Here is a 15,681-nt window from a genome sequence, read left to right on the forward strand (position 1 = left end):
AGTTTAGAGTTTTTCGATCTCTTCGAGCAGGGCGTCGGCCAATTTGTCTTCCGGCACCTTGCGGACGATCTCGCCGTTGCGGAACAAAAGACCCTCCCCTTTGCCGCCGGCAATACCCACATCCGCCTCGCGGGCCTCTCCGGGGCCGTTGACGGCACAGCCCATGACCGCAACCGTAATCCGCTTGTCCACTCCCTGAAGACGGCGTTCAACCTCTTCGGCGACCTTGATCAGGTTGATCTGGCATCGGCCGCAGGTGGGACAGGAGACAAAGTTGACGCCGCGTTGGCGCAACCCGAGACTCTTCAGGATCTCGTACCCTACCCTGACCTCGTCCAGCGGATCTCCGGTCAGGGAAACCCGCATGGTATCGCCTATGCCGTCGGCCAGGAGGATACCGAGGCCGACCGATGACTTGACCGTCCCGGAAAAGATGGTTCCGGCCTCGGTGATGCCGATGTGCAGAGGATAGTCGACCCGTTCCGAGAGCAGCCGATAGGCGGAAACCGTCTTCATCACATCCGAAGCCTTGAGGGATATCTTGATCTCCTGATACCCCAATTCCTCCAGGATGCGTACATGGCCCAGGGCGGATTCAACCATGGCCTCGGCCGTGGGGTGCCCGAAACGCTCCAGCAACTCCTTTTCGAGCGACCCGGCATTGACGCCGATCCGGATAGGCACTTGGCGTTCCGCCGCCGCCTTGACCACCTCGCCCACCTTCCACTTGTCGCCGATATTGCCCGGATTGAGCCGCAGCCCGTCTATGCCCCCCTCCAGCACCTGCAAGGCCAGCTTGTAGTCGAAATGGATGTCGGCGATCACCGGAATGGGACTTTCGCGTTTGATCGCTCCCAGGGCCACGGCCGCATCCATGTCCGGCACGGCGCAGCGAATGATCTCGCAACCGCCGGCGGCCAATCCGGCAATCTGGGCAAGGGTGGCGGAAACGTCCCGCGTATCGGTGGAACACATGGATTGGACCGCGCAAGGGGCGTCGCCCCCAACGAGAACCGATCCGACCCGTATCTGTCTGGTTAGCTTTTTCATAACTTGGCATACTAGCCAAAGAGCGGGAACAAAGTCAAGGAAGACGAGAGGATCAGACGTCACTGCCACCATATTCATCGGGTAGGAGGCGGGATTACTCCCGCCGTCCTCCCACACCACCGTGCGTACGGTTCCGTACACGGCGGTTCACGTTAGTGCTGAAAGCTGTGAAACCGGGTGAGGAGTGAGAGTAGTCCCAGTTTCGTCAAGTAGGATGTATCAAAGGCTTGGTTCATATATGCGAGGCTCCTGAATTCCACCAGGGGCCTCATTTTGCACCCGTCGTCGATTTGGTAGACCAGCGTCAAGAACTTGGAGCCTTTATTCCTCCGGCAGATTTCGGCGATGCCTATCCGGAACAGATCATAGAAGCTACATCGACATTCTTGATCGCTTCCAGCTATTTCAGGCAAGGATTTGAATGTCAGGTATTGGTTGCACATAACAGCGGTGGGCGTACAGGCGACAATAAAAAAGCGTGCTTGACCATAATCGGCCAAGCACGCTTTTTTATTGCAACGATAGTTCCGGAGTTCTCTCTCTTCACGACCCTACCGGGCTACTTCAGGGTGAAAATTGACACGATCGCACCCTCATACGTCCCGATGCCAAGATCGGTCCTGGTGGCGCCGGTCCAGGAACACGGACGAGTTACCGTGCCGTTGTCATAGAATCCATAGGCGGTCGCCGTGCCGCCGGATACGGTAATCACCTCGGCGGCGGCCTCATGCGTACCATCATTGGCCAGATCCGTCTTGGTGGTTCCCGTCCAGAAACAGGGAATGCTTGTGGTGCCGTTATAATAGCTTCCCGAGGTATAGACCGTACCGCCCGATACGGCAATCGAGGCTGCAGAGGCCTCATTGGTGCCGTCGCCGGGCAGGTCGGTTTTTGTTGTGCCGGCCCAATAGCAGGGAACCCTTTTCGTGCCGTCGTAATAGCTTCCGGCGGTGTAAACCGTGCCGCCTGAAACGGTTATTGCAGTTACAAGAGCACTCGTACCCGTGCCGACCGGCAGGTCGGTCTTTGTCGTGCCAGCCCAGTAGCACGAGATGTTTGTTGTCCCATTATAATAAAAGCCGGCAGTGTAAACCGTGCCGTTGGCAACATAAATTGCAGAGGCATCGGCGCGATGTGTGCCGTCGCCCGCCAAGTCGGTCCGGGTTGTGCCGGTCCAGTAGCAGGGGATGTCTTTGGTCCCATCGTTATAATAGCCGCTCGTGTAAACCGTGCCGTTGGCGACAAAAATCCCTGTGGCGACGGCTGTGTGTGTACCGTCCCCCGCCAGGTCTATCTTTGTCGTCCCGACCCAGTAGCAGGGGATGGTTACCCCTGCGTCGTTTTTATACACCCCAGCCGTGTAAACCGTGCCGTTGACCTTTTGTGCGGCAAGCGCCATGCTGGAGTGGGTCCCATCGCCCAGATCGGTTCTGGTCGTCCCGACCCAGTAGCAGGCGACGTCCGTGGTGCCGTTACTATTGTAACCAGCCGCAACAGTCTCGCTTACCGAAGCGGTACTGCCGCCACCATCATTGCCGCACCCGGCAATAATAAAAACAACGAGAGCAAGCAGAAAACTTTTCAAATTCAGCATACAGACTCCTTCCTCATTTTTAGCTGCTCTTCTCGGGAAGAGGAGATGAGGTATCTGTAACCTGTCAAAACAAACATTTCAACAATAATTTCATTATATTTAAAATATTTCGACATCATTGAACCATAAGCCGAGAAAGATTCGCTTCCAGGGACGGTCAACAGCACTTTTATCCTGGTTGACCGTGAGTTTCAGGCGCGTTTCAAAGAAGTTTGTGATGGACTCCATAACTCGTTCCGCTGAACGCCGGGTTCTGACATAGATGTTGCAACGGTTCCCACCATCAGGGGCCGTAGAGGACTTGCACCTCCAAGTCTTGATCCAGTCACCACAACTGAATCAATGGGGCTTACGCCCCACGCGCCCTACCGGGCGCACAACAAAAAGACCCGCCGGTTGCCCGACGGGTCCTGACCCCAAAAGTGGCGGAATCTTTCCTACTTCAACCGGTTGGCGTAGAGCGGGAACCGCTTCATCATGGTATTGACCTGCACCTTGATGGCGGCTAGTTTCTCATCGTTGCCGATATTGGCCACGGCATCGGCAATAAAATCAGCGACTTGAATCATTTCCGTCTCTTTCAGGCCATGGGACGTGGCGGCCGGCGTGCCGACCCGGATACCGGAGGTGACAAACGGAGAGCGGGTTTCAAAGGGGACGGTATTCTTGTTGACCGTGATGCCCGCCTTGTCCAGGGCCTCCTCGGCCGCTTTGCCGGTGATCTCGGTGCCGGAGAAATCGACCAGCATCAGATGGTTGTCGGTGCCTCCGCTGGTCAGCTTGAAGCCCTTTTTCATCAAAGCCTCAGCCAACGCCTTGGCATTGTTCACGATCTGTTGCTGATACGCCTTGAACTCCGGCTGGAGCGCCTCCTTGAAGGCCACCGCCTTGGCGGCGATGACGTGCATCAGGGGGCCGCCCTGGATGCCGGGGAATATCTGGGAATTGAGACCCTTGGCCAGTTCCTCGCGGCAGAGGATCATACCGCCGCGCGGGCCGCGCAAGGTCTTGTGAGTGGTGGTGGTCACGTATTCCGCATAGGGAACCGGGCTGGGATGCACCCCTGCCGCCACCAGGCCGGCAAAATGGGCCATGTCGACCATGACCACCGCCCCGACCTTATCGGCAATGGCGCGAAACGCGGGAAAATCGATGATACGCGGGTAGGCGCTGGCGCCTACGACGATCATCTTCGGTTTGTGTTGTTCGGCCAGGCGTTCCACTTCGGCGTAATCGATGGTCTGGGTCTCGGGGGAAACGCCATAGGGCACGATGTTGAACAGCTTGCCGGAGAAGTTCACCGGGCTGCCGTGGGTCAGGTGGCCGCCATGGGAGAGGTTCATGCCCAGGACGGTATCTCCGGGCTTACAAGCGGCAAAATAGACCGCCATATTGGCCTGGGAGCCGGAGTGGGGCTGAACATTGGCATGCTCGGCGCCGAACAGCTCCTTGGCACGCTCGATCGCCAGGTTCTCGACCACATCCACCTGCTCGCAGCCGCCGTAGTATCGTTTGCCCGGATAGCCTTCGGCATATTTGTTGGTGAGGATGCTGCCCTGGGCCTCAAGCACCGCCTCGGAGACAAAGTTTTCCGAAGCGATCAGCTCCAGATTATTCTCCTGGCGTTCGGTTTCGTGGCGAATGGCTTCGGCGACCTGGGGGTCAAATTGGTCGAGAATCGACATGGGGCGTCTACTCCTTTAGGGTATGGATTCAGACAACAGGGGGTGAAAAACAGGGAGCGGGACTTGATGAAAACAAGTCCCGCTACCGTTATATAGCTATAATGCACCCGGCAGGTGCTTAACTGCAACGATATTTTTGTTCCAGTTGGGCGATCTTGTCCAGCCGTTTCTGATGCCGTCCCCCTTCAAAGGAGGCCTCCAGCCAGGCGGTCACCAATTCCTGAGCCGTGGTTTCGTCGATCACCCTGCCACCCAGCACCAGAACATTGGCGTTGTTGTGCTCCTTGGACATACGGGCCATAAAGACATCGGTCACCAGAGCGGCGCGAATACCGGGCACCTTGTTGGCGGCAATGGAAATGCCGATGCCGGTTCCGCAGACCAGAATGCCTGCATCCGCCTCGCCGTGGGCAACCAGGAGCGCCACCCGCTCGGCAAAATCGGGGTAATCCACCGAATCTTCCGAGTTGGTGCCTGCATCGGCCACCTCAATGTCCCGGCCCTGCAGAAAAGGAATCAAAGACTGTTTCAGGCCGAAGCCGCCATGGTCACTTCCTAACGCGATTTTCATGTCAGACCTTCTTGAAGAGCAGCGAGGCATTGGTGCCGCCAAAGCCGAAGTTGTTGCTCATGGCGTATTCGATCTTGGCCTCGCATGCGGTATTCGGGGTGTAATCGAGATCGCACTCAGGGTCCGGTTCCTCGTAGTTGATGGTCGGCGGGACCACACCCTTTTCCATGGCCATGCAGCTGAAAACCGCCTCGATTCCTCCGGCAGCGCCCAGGAGGTGGCCCGTCATGGACTTGGTCGAGGAAATCTTCACCGTGTGGGCATAGTTGCCGAAAACGGTCTTGATGGCCATGGTTTCATACAGGTCGTTCATGGGCGTCGAGGTTCCGTGGGCATTGATATAGCCCACCTGTTCGGGATTGACCCCGGCATTGGTGAGGGCCATCTTCATGCAGCGCGCCGCCCCTTCGCCACCCGGCGCCGGTGCGGTCAGATGGTAGGCGTCACCGGTCAAGCCATAGCCGACGACTTCCGCGTAGATCTTGGCGCCGCGTTTTTTGGCAGCCTCGTACTCCTCCAGGATCACGATTCCGGCGCCTTCTCCCATGATAAAACCGTCGCGATTCTTCTCAAAGGGGCGCGAAGCGGCCTGGGGATCGTCGTTACGGTCGGAGAGCGCCTTCATGACGGCGAAGCCGCCGATACCGAGCGGTGTTACCGTTGACTCGGTTCCCCCGGCGATCATGGCGTCGGCGTCGCCCCGCTTGATGATGTGGTAGGCATCTCCGATGGAATGGGTGGCGGTGGCGCATGCCGAAACGGACGAGATATTGGGTCCTTTGGCACCGTACTTTATGGAGATGTGGCCGGGCGCCAGATTAATGATCAGCATCGGGATAAAGAAGGGTGAAATCTTCTTGTAGCCGCCCTCGAGAAGTGCCGTATGGTACTTTTCGATGGTCGGCAGTCCGCCGAGGCCGGCCCCAACGAGCACACCGACCCGCTCGGCGTTCTCCTCCGTGATGGCCAGGCCCGAATCCTCCATGGCAAACTGAGAAGCGGCCAGTGCGTACTGAATAAAGAGATCCATCTTTTTGATCTCTTTTTTATCAATGAAGTCCTCGGGATTAAAGTCCTTAACCTCGCCGGCAATGCGTACCGGCATGGCCGAGGCGTCAAAACGGGTAATGTGACCGATGCCGGACCTGCCATTTACAAGGGCATCCCAGTTTTTGGCATTCCCGCATCCCAAAGGAGAAACGACCCCAACGCCGGTAATTACAACTCTTCTCATGATTGTGTACTCCTGGTAGATTAGTGACCCGGATAAACAAAAAGAGGGGAGCGTATCCCCTCCCCTGTTCCGTAATCTGCCTCGCGAATTAGCTGTGCTCGGTGATGTACTCGATGGCATCCTGAACAGACTGGATCTTTTCGGCATCCTCGTCGGGAATCTCGATATCGAATTCCTCTTCAAGGGCCATGACCAGTTCAACGGTGTCCAGCGAATCGGCACCAAGATCATCCATGAAGGATGCCTCGGGAACCACTTGAGCCTCTTCCACACCCAATTGTTCCGCAACTATTTCCTTTACTCGCTTTGCAATGTCAGACATCTTTCACCTCCGTGTTGTAGTAACCCGTAACAGGTCGTCGTCGATTTGAGCTACAGCTTCTTAACAATGAACGAATCAAAAGTCAAAGATTTATTTGATTCCGGATTAGCAGGTTGTTGAAAAGCCCCAGGTTGTTCAAAAATAGTCAGATCGTCGCACCCGCAGAATGACCTGAGGAGGCGTAGCAGCGCTACGCCGCACGAAAGGGCTTTCGAGGATGAAGGCCTGATGGCTGTTTTTCAACAACCTCCTGGAATCGTTACATATACATCCCGCCGTTGACGGAAAGAACGTGCCCGGTGATGTAACCCGAAGCCTCGCCGGCAAGGAACACTACCGCATTGGCAATATCGTCGGCGCTGCCCAAGCGTTCCAGGGGAATCTGGGCGGTCAACTCGGCACGCACCTTGTCCGAGAGGGCATCGGTCATGGCGGTGGCGATAAAGCCGGGGGCAACGGCATTGACCGTGATGCTGCGTTTGGCAAGTTCACGTGCATTGGACTTGGTCAGCCCGATCAGGCCGGCCTTACTTGCACAGTAGTTCGCCTGGCCCGCATTTCCCATCTGGCCGACGACGGAAGCGATGTTGATGATCCGGCCGTAACGCTGCTTGGTCATCACCTTGGAAGCGGCACGGGTGCACAGGAATGCGCCTTTCAGGTTGACCGTGAGCACGGCGTCCCAGTCCTCGTCCTTCATCCGCACGAGAAGACCGTCACGGGTAATGCCGGCGTTGTTCACCAGAATGTCGACCCGCCCGAAGGCCTCCATGGCGGCCTCGATCATCCGCTCCGCGTCCTGGGGGACCGTTACGTTTCCCACAACCCCCAGAGCTTTCCCGCCGGCGGCCTTCAGTTCGGCGACGACGGCATCGGTTGCAGCCTGATCCATATCAACGGCAACGATTGTGGCCCCCTGGGCTGCCAGGGCCAGGGCGATACTCCGGCCTATGCCACGGGATGCACCCGTGATAACGGCTACTCTATCTTTTGGCATTATCTACTCCTTTCTTCTTTCAGCAACTCATGCCGCTGAAGTGAGAATAGTACTCAACGTTATTTGTCGGCAAAAGTCGCTTTCAGATCCGCTTCGGCGACCAGTTTGCCGGCTACCAGCACCTTGCCGGAAAAAGTCCAGATGCCGCGTTTGCAGCCGACCGCCTCAAGTTCAAGGCGAAGCTGGTCTCCGGGAACGACCGGCTTACGGAAGCGGGCATTGTCTATACCTACAAAATAGGTGACCTTCGAGCGAACACTTTCGTCGGACGAGACATAGGCCAGGATTGCAGCCACCTGGGCCATGGCCTCGATGATCAGAACCCCCGGCATGACCGGGTGTCCGGGAAAGTGCCCGGGAAAGAACGGTTCGTTGACCGTAACGTTCTTTATGCCGACGATGCGTTTGCCTGTTTCCAGTTCAACTATGCGATCCACCAACAAAAACGGATACCGATGCGGCAGGATCTTCATGATTTCGTTGATATCGAGCATAGTCTCCCCCTGGTTTGATTGCGGTTACGCGGTGAACGCCTTCAGGCCGGCAATATCCTCGATATTTGCGATTTCCACTTCCTTTGTGATTCGTTTGACCAGGCCCGACAGGACCTTCCCGGGACCGATCTCGACGAATTTCTCCACACCCTGCCCCACCATGGCGTTCACCGACTGTTCCCACAGGACCGGGGCGCATACCTGGGCCACCAACAGTTCTTTGACACGGCCATTGTCGCTATTCGGCACAGCATCGGCGTTGGCGACCACCGGGAGCTTCATCGGGTTGGTCGCCACCTTATCCAGCACCCCGGCGAGCCGTTCGGCGGCCGGTTTCATGAGGGCGCAATGGAACGGGGCACTGACCGGCAGCAACATGGCCTTCCTGAAGCCGCGGCCTTTGGCGATTTCTATGGCGCGGGTCACAGCGGCGCTATGTCCGGCGATAACGATCTGGCCGGGCGAATTGAAATTGGCCGGGGCGACAATCTCTCCCTGGGCCGCCTCGCGGCAGATATCCTCAAGCATCTCTTTCTCAATACCCAACATGGCAGCCATGGTGCCGGTGCCGACCGGCACCGCTTCCTGCATGAAGGTGCCGCGCGCCCGGACGGTCCTGACGGCATCGGCAAAGCCAAGGGCGCCCGAACAGACCAGGGCCGAATACTCGCCGAGGGAATGCCCGGCCAGGTAGTCGGCCTTGAGGCCGGTTTCCTGCTCGACCACCCGCAGAACGGCGATGCTTGCGGTCAGGATGGCCGGCTGGGTCGTGGCGGTGAGCTTCAATTCGTCTTCACTGCCTGCAAAACAGGTGGCGGACAGCTTCACGCCAAGCGCATCATCGGCCTCTTCAAACACCTGCCGGGCAACCGGAAAGGCATCGGCCAGTTCCTTGCCCATACCCGGATACTGGGAACCCTGGCCAGGGAATATGAAAGCGGTTTTACCCATGAGAACACCTTTCAATAAATTGATAGTCGTTTGGATTCCCTCTACGAACAGAAACCGGAAGGTGCAACCTACCAGCGGACCAGGGCGGAACCGTACGTAAACCCGCCGCCGAAGGCATCCATCAGTATGATGTCGCCTGCCTTGATGACGCCGGAACGGTTCGCCTCGTCCAGGGCGATCGGGATTGAAGCGGCCGACGTATTGCCGTAGTTGTGCAGGTTCACGAACACCTTGTCTTCGGAAAGCCCCAAACGTTTGGCGGTGGCGTCGATGATGCGGCGATTTGCCTGATGCGGGATGAAGAGCGATATATCGGAAGGCGACATGCCGTTAGCGCCAAGGGCTGCGGTTGCGGCTTCTTCCATGGCCCGAACGGCGTGCTTGAACACGTCGTTGCCTTCCATCCTGATGTAATAGAGACGTTCGTCGATGGTGCGCGGACTGGAAGCGGGATTCCTGCTCCCGGCGCCGGGCAGGTAGAGCTGGTCCCAGTGAGAGCCGTCGCTGAACAGGTGTGTGGAAAGGATGCCGTTTTCTCCCTCGACGGCCTCTATGACCGCCGCACCGGCACCGTCCCCGAAGAGGATGCAGGTATTGCGGTCCGTCCAGTCAACCACGCGCGACAAGACCTCGGCACCTATGACCAGGGCCTTTTTTGCCACGCCGGCACGGATATAGGTTGTGGCGATGGAGAGGCCGTACAGAAAACCGGAACAGGCGGCCGAGAGATCGAACGCCGCCGCTTTATGTGCTCCGAGTTCTTTTTGTATGATGCATGCGGTGGCCGGAAAAGGAAAATCAGGGGTCACGGTGCCGAGGATGATCAAATCCAGCTCGTCGGCGCCGGTTCCGGACATGGCAAGGGCGCGGCGAGCGGCTTCAACGGCGAAGGTCGAGGTATATTCCCCTTCCGAGGCGATCCGGCGCGCTTTAATGCCGGTTCGGGTGGTAATCCACTCATCGTTGGTTTCAACCATCTGTTCCAGATCGCGGTTGGTTATGATCTTGTCCGGCAGGGCCGAACCGGTTCCGATTATCCTGGCTCTCGACATGGCACACTCCTTCATGCGATTGCCTGCGTTTTCTGGTTGTCGCGGGCCGCATTGACCATGCTGTTTTCCGACAGCTTCTCGGCCACCCGTTCGGTGACGCCGCTTTTGGCATAATCGTGAGCAAAACGGATGGCGTTTTTGATGGCTTTCACGTTGGAGCCGCCATGACAGATCATGCCCACACCGTTGATGCCCAAAAGAGGTGCGCCGCCATATTCGGCGTAGTCGACTATCTTTTTGAATCGATGGAAAGCGCCGCGCACAAAGAGATAGCCGAGTTTCGACACCCAACTCTTAACGATCTCTTCCTTCAACATCATACCCGCCGCCTCAGCCAGCCCTTCGGACAGCTTGAGCACCACATTCCCCACGAAACCGTCGCAGACGATCACCTCCACGGTTCCCTTGAAAAGATCGCGCCCTTCCACATAGCCGGCGTAGTTGAGTGACGTCTCCCGCAGGATGGCATTGGTTTCACGGGTAAGCTCGTTGCCTTTGGAGTCCTCCTCGCCGTTTGACAAAAGACCGACGGCGGGGTTGGTGATCCCCATGGCATAATGAGCATAGACCTCGCCCATGATGGCAAACTGGGCAAGATGTTGCGGCTTGCAGTCGACGTTGCCCCCCACATCCAGCACCAGGGTCTGTCCCTTGAGGGTCGGGAATATCTGGGCAATGGCGGGACGTTCTATGCCGTTGATACGCTTGAGCACGAACATGCCGGCGGCCATGGTGGCGCCGGAGTTTCCGGCACTGACTGCGGCGCAGGCCTTCCCCTCCTTGACCAGCTCAAACGCCAGCCGTACGGAAGAATTTTTCTTCTTGCGCACCGCATCCGAGGCCGAGTCGTGCATCCCGACGACCTCGCTGGCATGGAAGATGTCTATGTCGAGACCGTTATTGGCCTGATGCCGGGACAATTCGGCCTCAAGTCTGGCACGGTCCCCCACCAGCGTGATCGCTATGCCAAATTCACGACAGGCGGCAACGGCTCCCGCAACTTCCACGGCCGGGGCATTATCCCCCCCCATTGCGTCAACGGCAACTCTCATCATTCCCGGTAGTAACACGGACGACAGACGGTTACTGCGCCGAGGAGAGATCGATGACTTCTTTACCCTTGTACGTGCCGCAGGTCGGGCAGGCGCGATGGGGAAGCTTGGGAGACTTGCACTGGGGGCAGGACGAAACCGACTGGGTTGTCAGGAAATCGTGAGCCCTTCTCATATTTTTCCGGGATTTGGAGGTTTTCTTCTTGGGTACTGCCATGTCGATTCTCCTTTTTTCGGTGGCACGGCAAAGCCGGCACCTTGATAATTATCGGGAAACCTTGAAATCCTTCAAGGCGCTGAACTTGAAATTCACTTCGTCGCGCCCGCAGGAACAGTCGCCCTGGTTCAGGTCCTTCCCGCACGTCGGGCACAACCCCTTACATGCCTCACTGCACAACGGCTTAAACGGAACCTCCATGGCGACCTGTTCTTCGATCTCATGGGTAAGGTCGATCTCGTCACCGCTGTAGGTGGCCGAGACAAGATCCTGCTCATTCAGCTCGACCTCATCCTCGTCCCTTTCCAGGCCCGGCGCGCCTTTGCGGAAAAAGATCGTGAAGTTCGCACCGATCTGTTTTTCATACAATGCAAGACAACGGGAACAGGTCAGCGTCACCGGTACGGCGACGGCGCCCGCAACCCGCACATGATCATATTCCCGCACCGCACTGATCTGACCTTTGACCGGACCGCTGAAGACGCAGGAACCGTCGGCCTGCATCCCCGAAAGCACCGGAAAGGCGTCAGCCGACTCATCTATTTGTATGGTAAGCGCTTTTTCCTGAAGATGGTCAACACTTATCTTCATGTATCAATCCGTATCCGTCGTCAAACGACAGCGCTTAAAAGTGAAAGCTAGTTAGTATATGTAATGCGGTCGGTTTGTCAAGATAATTACAAAAAAATCCAAGTCATGATGCGCATATTCCGGCCAGAACGCGTTTCATAAGGCCAGGAGGCGGCATCATCCCGGTCCAGATACGAAAGGCCAACTCCCCCTGGGCCGCCAGCATCCCGAGTCCATTTGCGTGGCGCAGCCCCACGTGATGGGCCTCCCGGAGCAACGGCGTAACCGGCGGCGCGTAGACCATATCGTAGACGGCCGCGCTACGGTCAAGCGCCCCGAGGTCGAGGCCGGCAATGGCCTCGTTGTTCATGCCGAGTGATGTGGTATTCACCACCAGATCGGCATCAGGAAGGAAAGAGGTCAACGGCGCGCCGTATTCGACCACCGTCAGAATGGTATCGGGGTAGCGACCCGCCACGGCTGCAACCAGGTCTTCGGCCCTTTTCCTGCTGCGATTGGCGATAATGATCCGCCGGGCGCCGGCCCGGCATATGGCGGCAACGGCCCCGCGGGCGGCGCCGCCGGCCCCGATGACCACGACCGTGCTGTTTTCGGGTGCAAAGGCAAATTCATCGGCCAGGGATCTTACCAGGCCGTCGCCGTCGGTATTGTAGCCGATCAGGCGGCCGTGCTCATTGCTGATGACATTGACGGCGCCTGCCGCCGCAGCGCTTTCGTCAAGTTCGTCCAGATACGGTATGACGGCGGTCTTGTGGGGGATGGTCACATTCACCCCCCTGAGCCCCAGCGCGCGCAGGCCGGCAACAGCTTCACCCAGGTGCTCCGGATGAACGTCGAACGGAACAAAGACGCCGTTACAGCCGCTTGCCTTAAGGGCGGCATTTTGCATGGCAGGGGAAAGGGAGTGGCGCACGGGATGGCCGATGATCCCGAAAACCATACTTGATCCGCTCAGAGAGGAAAGCATGCCGTTATCTCGCGAGGCCATAGCGCACGAGTACCTGTTGAACGTTGGGCTTCATTTCGGGTGAGATCTGCTCCGCCATGACCAGCATCCGCATCCCCTCGTTGGAACGGCCGATACTGAGCAGGAATTCGCCGGTTTCAAGATAGCTGTTGGCGTAGATCAGGATCGCCTTGCCGGTATCCAGGTCAAGGAAGGATATCTTCTCCAGGATTCCCCGGTTATTATAGTTCTCCCATACCGAGATATCGGGTAGCCCCACCGGTTCGGAACTGCGGCGGATGCGATAGACGAGTCCCTTTTGAACCGGAATATACTCATTGAACGTGACCGAATAGCGGGTCGAAAAGTCTATGAACACCGGCCGCTGATCGATCTTTTCGGCAATGGCTATGCGCAGGCAGTTCTCAGGGTCCAGCGATTGGGTATCCACCCTTCTCAGGTTGGAATTACGGAATACCCGCGGCATGGAATCAAGGTACCAGTCGAATACCAAATGTGGTGTATGGGGCAGGTCCACATCCTCGCGCATCCGCTCGACACCTTGCAGGTACCAGAGCGGGAAGGCGCCGCTGTCGCCCCAGGTGAACATTATCGCATTCTGGGGCAGGGATCGCAGGGAATTGGTGGCATAATCGTAGGCAATATAGTTGTTGTGCTGATCATTCTCGTAATAGTTCACGGCGCACAGGGAAACCGGGAGTACGAAGAACATGACCCCTGCCAGGAGATACACCCGCAGGTCATAGTGCCCGGGAAGCTGCGCCTTGCGCAACGCAAACCCGAGCAGATGGAACAGGCCGACGCCGATCAGCACGGCGGTCAGGAGATAGAGTGGAGTAAAAAACTCCTCGGTCAGAAAAATGGTTTCATAAGGGGTGTTCAGATAACCTGCGATGACGGCGAGAAATGTAACAACGCCCACCCCATAGACTATGACCACCTCCCTCTGCCGTCGCCAGAGACATACCAGGGCAAATACGGCCAGCACCCCGCCCAGCCAGGTAAATTCGTGAGGGATGTTGAAAGCCTTGATCTGTGCCCACCACAAGGCCGCGTCCCGCGGGTGGGGCTCGGACGGGTAGCCCTTGCGCAGAAAATGCCACATGAACTGCCCGTAGGTCTTGGGATCGCCCCAGTTGAGCAACGGATTTTGGGTTGCCCGCAACGGCAGATACAGGTGTACGGAAAAACCGAACAGGGCAAAGGCGGTTGCCAGGATCAACTCCTTGATCCGCAGGATCATACGCCAGTCGGTCAGCATGATCAGCAAGAACCAGGACGGCAGGAGCAGAACGACCGACTGGTGGGCCGCCATACTCATGCCGGCCAGAAAGGTACAGGCGTAGATATAGGCCGGCTGCTCATTGCCGTTTTTGAAATGCTCTCGCCATTTCAAAAGCAGGAGAAAGATAATCGCCGTGATAAAGGCCAGTATCGGATAGGGTTTATCGTGATTTGACTGGAGCCAGAGCCGCGGGGTGACACCAAAGGCGAGCGCCGCGGCCAACCCCGCCGCCTTGACGGCAAAGCCGGCTAAACGTTCATCTTCCGCAATCCGCACCTCCTTGAGGAGGTGGATCGTCAGAAGATACACGCTCATGCAGGCCAGGGATGAAGAAAAGGCCGTGGCCATATTGATGCGAAAGGCGATATTGCCGAACGGCAGCCAGGTAAACGGTTTCGCGTACATGAGAAACAGGGGATAGCCCGGCGAGTGGGCCGATCCCAGGGAATATGTGGCGGTCAGGAATTCGCCGCTGTCGAAAAAGGTCACCGAGGGGGCCAGGGTCGCCATATAGACGGCAAAGGGGATGGTGAATGCAAGGATCAGGTATGGGTCCACGCCCTCTGGGAGAATGTGTTTCCAAAAACCGAATGAGATTTTCTTCTTCATGCAGCCTCACCAGCCTTTCGAACCGAGTTAAGCGAAATACCACCGCTCCAGAGATGGTAGAAACCGGCGATGATAACCGGGAAGAAAGCCGTACCGTGAATGATCAGGGCGATGCTGACCGAGGTGTTGTCGGCAATGCCGAAGGCGGAAAGTCCTTTGAAACAGGCGTAGTGGTAGGTGCCGATAAAGCCGGGCGAGGCCGGAACCATGACGGCAAATACCAAAAGAACCAGAATGAACATGGACGCGGTAATGGGAAGGTGAATACCGAACCCTCGGAGCGCCATATCCACCGGAAGCACCGCAAACGTCCAGATCAAAAGAGACGACACCAGCATGGCCAGGATATGCCCACTCCGACTGGACAGCCTGATTCCGGTGATAAACGAGCCCAACAGCGGAATAACACGTTCGCTCACCCTTTGGGGAAACGGTTTCAGTACCCAGGACACCAAACCAAGGGTCCTCATGGTCTGCCGTTTCAGCAGGTACAGGAATACAAGCACACCGCAGTAGAGCAGGAACATTACCAGGCCGCCGGCTCTCAGCGCCGTTTCGGCGTCGGCCATGTCACCGGGCAGGCGCAGGGTGAACAGGGTTGCCAGCAGGATCAGAAGTACCGTAAATCCGTCGAACAACCGGTCGATCACCAGGGACGCGAAGACCGCCGGAGTTTCCAATCCCTCGCGCCGGGCCAGCACATACGCCCGCACGAACTCGCCCAGCCGGGCCGGCAGAAGGTTGTTGGCCATATATCCGATGATGGTTGCCGGATAGAGCGAAGCCAGCGAGATGACCTTTTCGGAGATCAGCAGATAATGCCAGCGTACCGCCCGCAAGAAATAGCTGATAAAGGTGAACACGACTGCCAGGGCGATATAGCGGTAATCCACCATTTCCAGAGCGGCGGCCAGTTGGTGAAAATCAATTTTCCTGAAAAGAAGCGTCATGAAAAAGACGCTGATGCCGATCCCAAGCCAGAATTTCAGGTCAAAAGTATGCTTCTTCAC

16 protein-coding genes and 1 pseudogene are annotated in these 15,681 nt (G+C 57.2%); all 17 read right to left on the reverse strand.

Translation table 11 applies throughout. From position 1 onward, the window contains the following. Positions 1-3: 3 nt before the first annotated feature. Positions 4-1,050, reverse strand: coding sequence for a flavodoxin-dependent (E)-4-hydroxy-3-methylbut-2-enyl-diphosphate synthase (gene ispG, locus LDN12_RS09135; protein ID WP_223922364.1), 1,047 nt, complete (start codon positions 1,048-1,050; stop codon positions 4-6). Between the two features lie 559 nt (positions 1,051-1,609). Next, positions 1,610-2,644, reverse strand: a complete 1,035-nt coding sequence (locus LDN12_RS09140) for a hypothetical protein (protein ID WP_223922365.1) — start codon at positions 2,642-2,644, stop codon at positions 1,610-1,612. A gap of 120 nt (positions 2,645-2,764) precedes the next feature. After that, a pseudogene (locus LDN12_RS17995) lies at positions 2,765-2,914 on the reverse strand (group II intron reverse transcriptase/maturase); the annotation flags it as partial. Positions 2,915-3,081: 167 nt separating this feature from the next. Further along, positions 3,082-4,329, reverse strand: coding sequence for a serine hydroxymethyltransferase (gene glyA, locus LDN12_RS09145; RefSeq protein WP_223922366.1), 1,248 nt, complete (start codon positions 4,327-4,329; stop codon positions 3,082-3,084). Positions 4,330-4,447: 118 nt separating this feature from the next. Continuing rightward, positions 4,448-4,900, reverse strand: coding sequence for a ribose 5-phosphate isomerase B (gene rpiB, locus LDN12_RS09150; RefSeq protein WP_223922367.1), 453 nt, complete (start codon positions 4,898-4,900; stop codon positions 4,448-4,450). A gap of 1 nt (position 4,901) precedes the next feature. Beyond that, positions 4,902-6,134, reverse strand: a complete 1,233-nt coding sequence (fabF, locus tag LDN12_RS09155) for a beta-ketoacyl-ACP synthase II (protein WP_223922368.1) — start codon at positions 6,132-6,134, stop codon at positions 4,902-4,904. 88 nt (positions 6,135-6,222) lie between these two features. Beyond that, positions 6,223-6,456, reverse strand: a complete 234-nt coding sequence (acpP, locus tag LDN12_RS09160; protein WP_223922369.1) for an acyl carrier protein — start codon at positions 6,454-6,456, stop codon at positions 6,223-6,225. A gap of 259 nt (positions 6,457-6,715) precedes the next feature. Beyond that, entirely contained in the window at positions 6,716-7,453 is a 738-nt protein-coding gene (fabG, locus tag LDN12_RS09165; protein WP_223922370.1) for a 3-oxoacyl-[acyl-carrier-protein] reductase, read from the reverse strand. Positions 7,454-7,512: 59 nt separating this feature from the next. Next, positions 7,513-7,947, reverse strand: coding sequence for a 3-hydroxyacyl-ACP dehydratase FabZ (fabZ, locus tag LDN12_RS09170; RefSeq protein WP_223922371.1), 435 nt, complete (start codon positions 7,945-7,947; stop codon positions 7,513-7,515). Positions 7,948-7,971: 24 nt separating this feature from the next. Beyond that, entirely contained in the window at positions 7,972-8,898 is a 927-nt protein-coding gene (fabD, locus tag LDN12_RS09175) for an ACP S-malonyltransferase (RefSeq protein WP_223922372.1), read from the reverse strand. 68 nt (positions 8,899-8,966) lie between these two features. Next, positions 8,967-9,950, reverse strand: coding sequence for a beta-ketoacyl-ACP synthase III (locus LDN12_RS09180; protein WP_223922373.1), 984 nt, complete (start codon positions 9,948-9,950; stop codon positions 8,967-8,969). A gap of 11 nt (positions 9,951-9,961) precedes the next feature. Next, complete coding sequence (gene plsX, locus LDN12_RS09185) at positions 9,962-11,002, reverse strand: phosphate acyltransferase PlsX (protein WP_223924048.1); 1,041 nt, start codon at positions 11,000-11,002, stop codon at positions 9,962-9,964. Between the two features lie 31 nt (positions 11,003-11,033). Beyond that, positions 11,034-11,219, reverse strand: coding sequence for a 50S ribosomal protein L32 (gene rpmF, locus LDN12_RS09190; protein ID WP_223922374.1), 186 nt, complete (start codon positions 11,217-11,219; stop codon positions 11,034-11,036). Positions 11,220-11,267: 48 nt separating this feature from the next. After that, the gene (locus LDN12_RS09195; RefSeq protein WP_223922375.1) at positions 11,268-11,810 is read right to left on the reverse strand and encodes a DUF177 domain-containing protein; all 543 of its coding nucleotides are present in this window, start codon (positions 11,808-11,810) and stop codon (positions 11,268-11,270) included. Between the two features lie 103 nt (positions 11,811-11,913). Further along, positions 11,914-12,777 carry a shikimate dehydrogenase gene (gene aroE, locus LDN12_RS09200; protein WP_223922376.1) on the reverse strand — a complete coding sequence of 288 codons (864 nt, stop codon included), beginning with the start codon at positions 12,775-12,777 and terminating at the stop codon, positions 11,914-11,916. A gap of 4 nt (positions 12,778-12,781) precedes the next feature. Next, the gene (locus LDN12_RS09205; protein WP_223922377.1) at positions 12,782-14,671 is read right to left on the reverse strand and encodes a DUF2723 domain-containing protein; all 1,890 of its coding nucleotides are present in this window, start codon (positions 14,669-14,671) and stop codon (positions 12,782-12,784) included. Next, positions 14,668-15,681 carry a lysylphosphatidylglycerol synthase transmembrane domain-containing protein gene (locus LDN12_RS09210; protein WP_223922378.1) on the reverse strand — a complete coding sequence of 338 codons (1,014 nt, stop codon included), beginning with the start codon at positions 15,679-15,681 and terminating at the stop codon, positions 14,668-14,670. Before LDN12_RS09210 ends, LDN12_RS09205 begins: the two co-directional genes overlap by 4 nt.

This window comes from Geobacter sp. AOG2, assembly GCF_019972295.1.
In the GTDB taxonomy this organism is placed as follows: domain Bacteria; phylum Desulfobacterota; class Desulfuromonadia; order Geobacterales; family Pseudopelobacteraceae; genus Oryzomonas.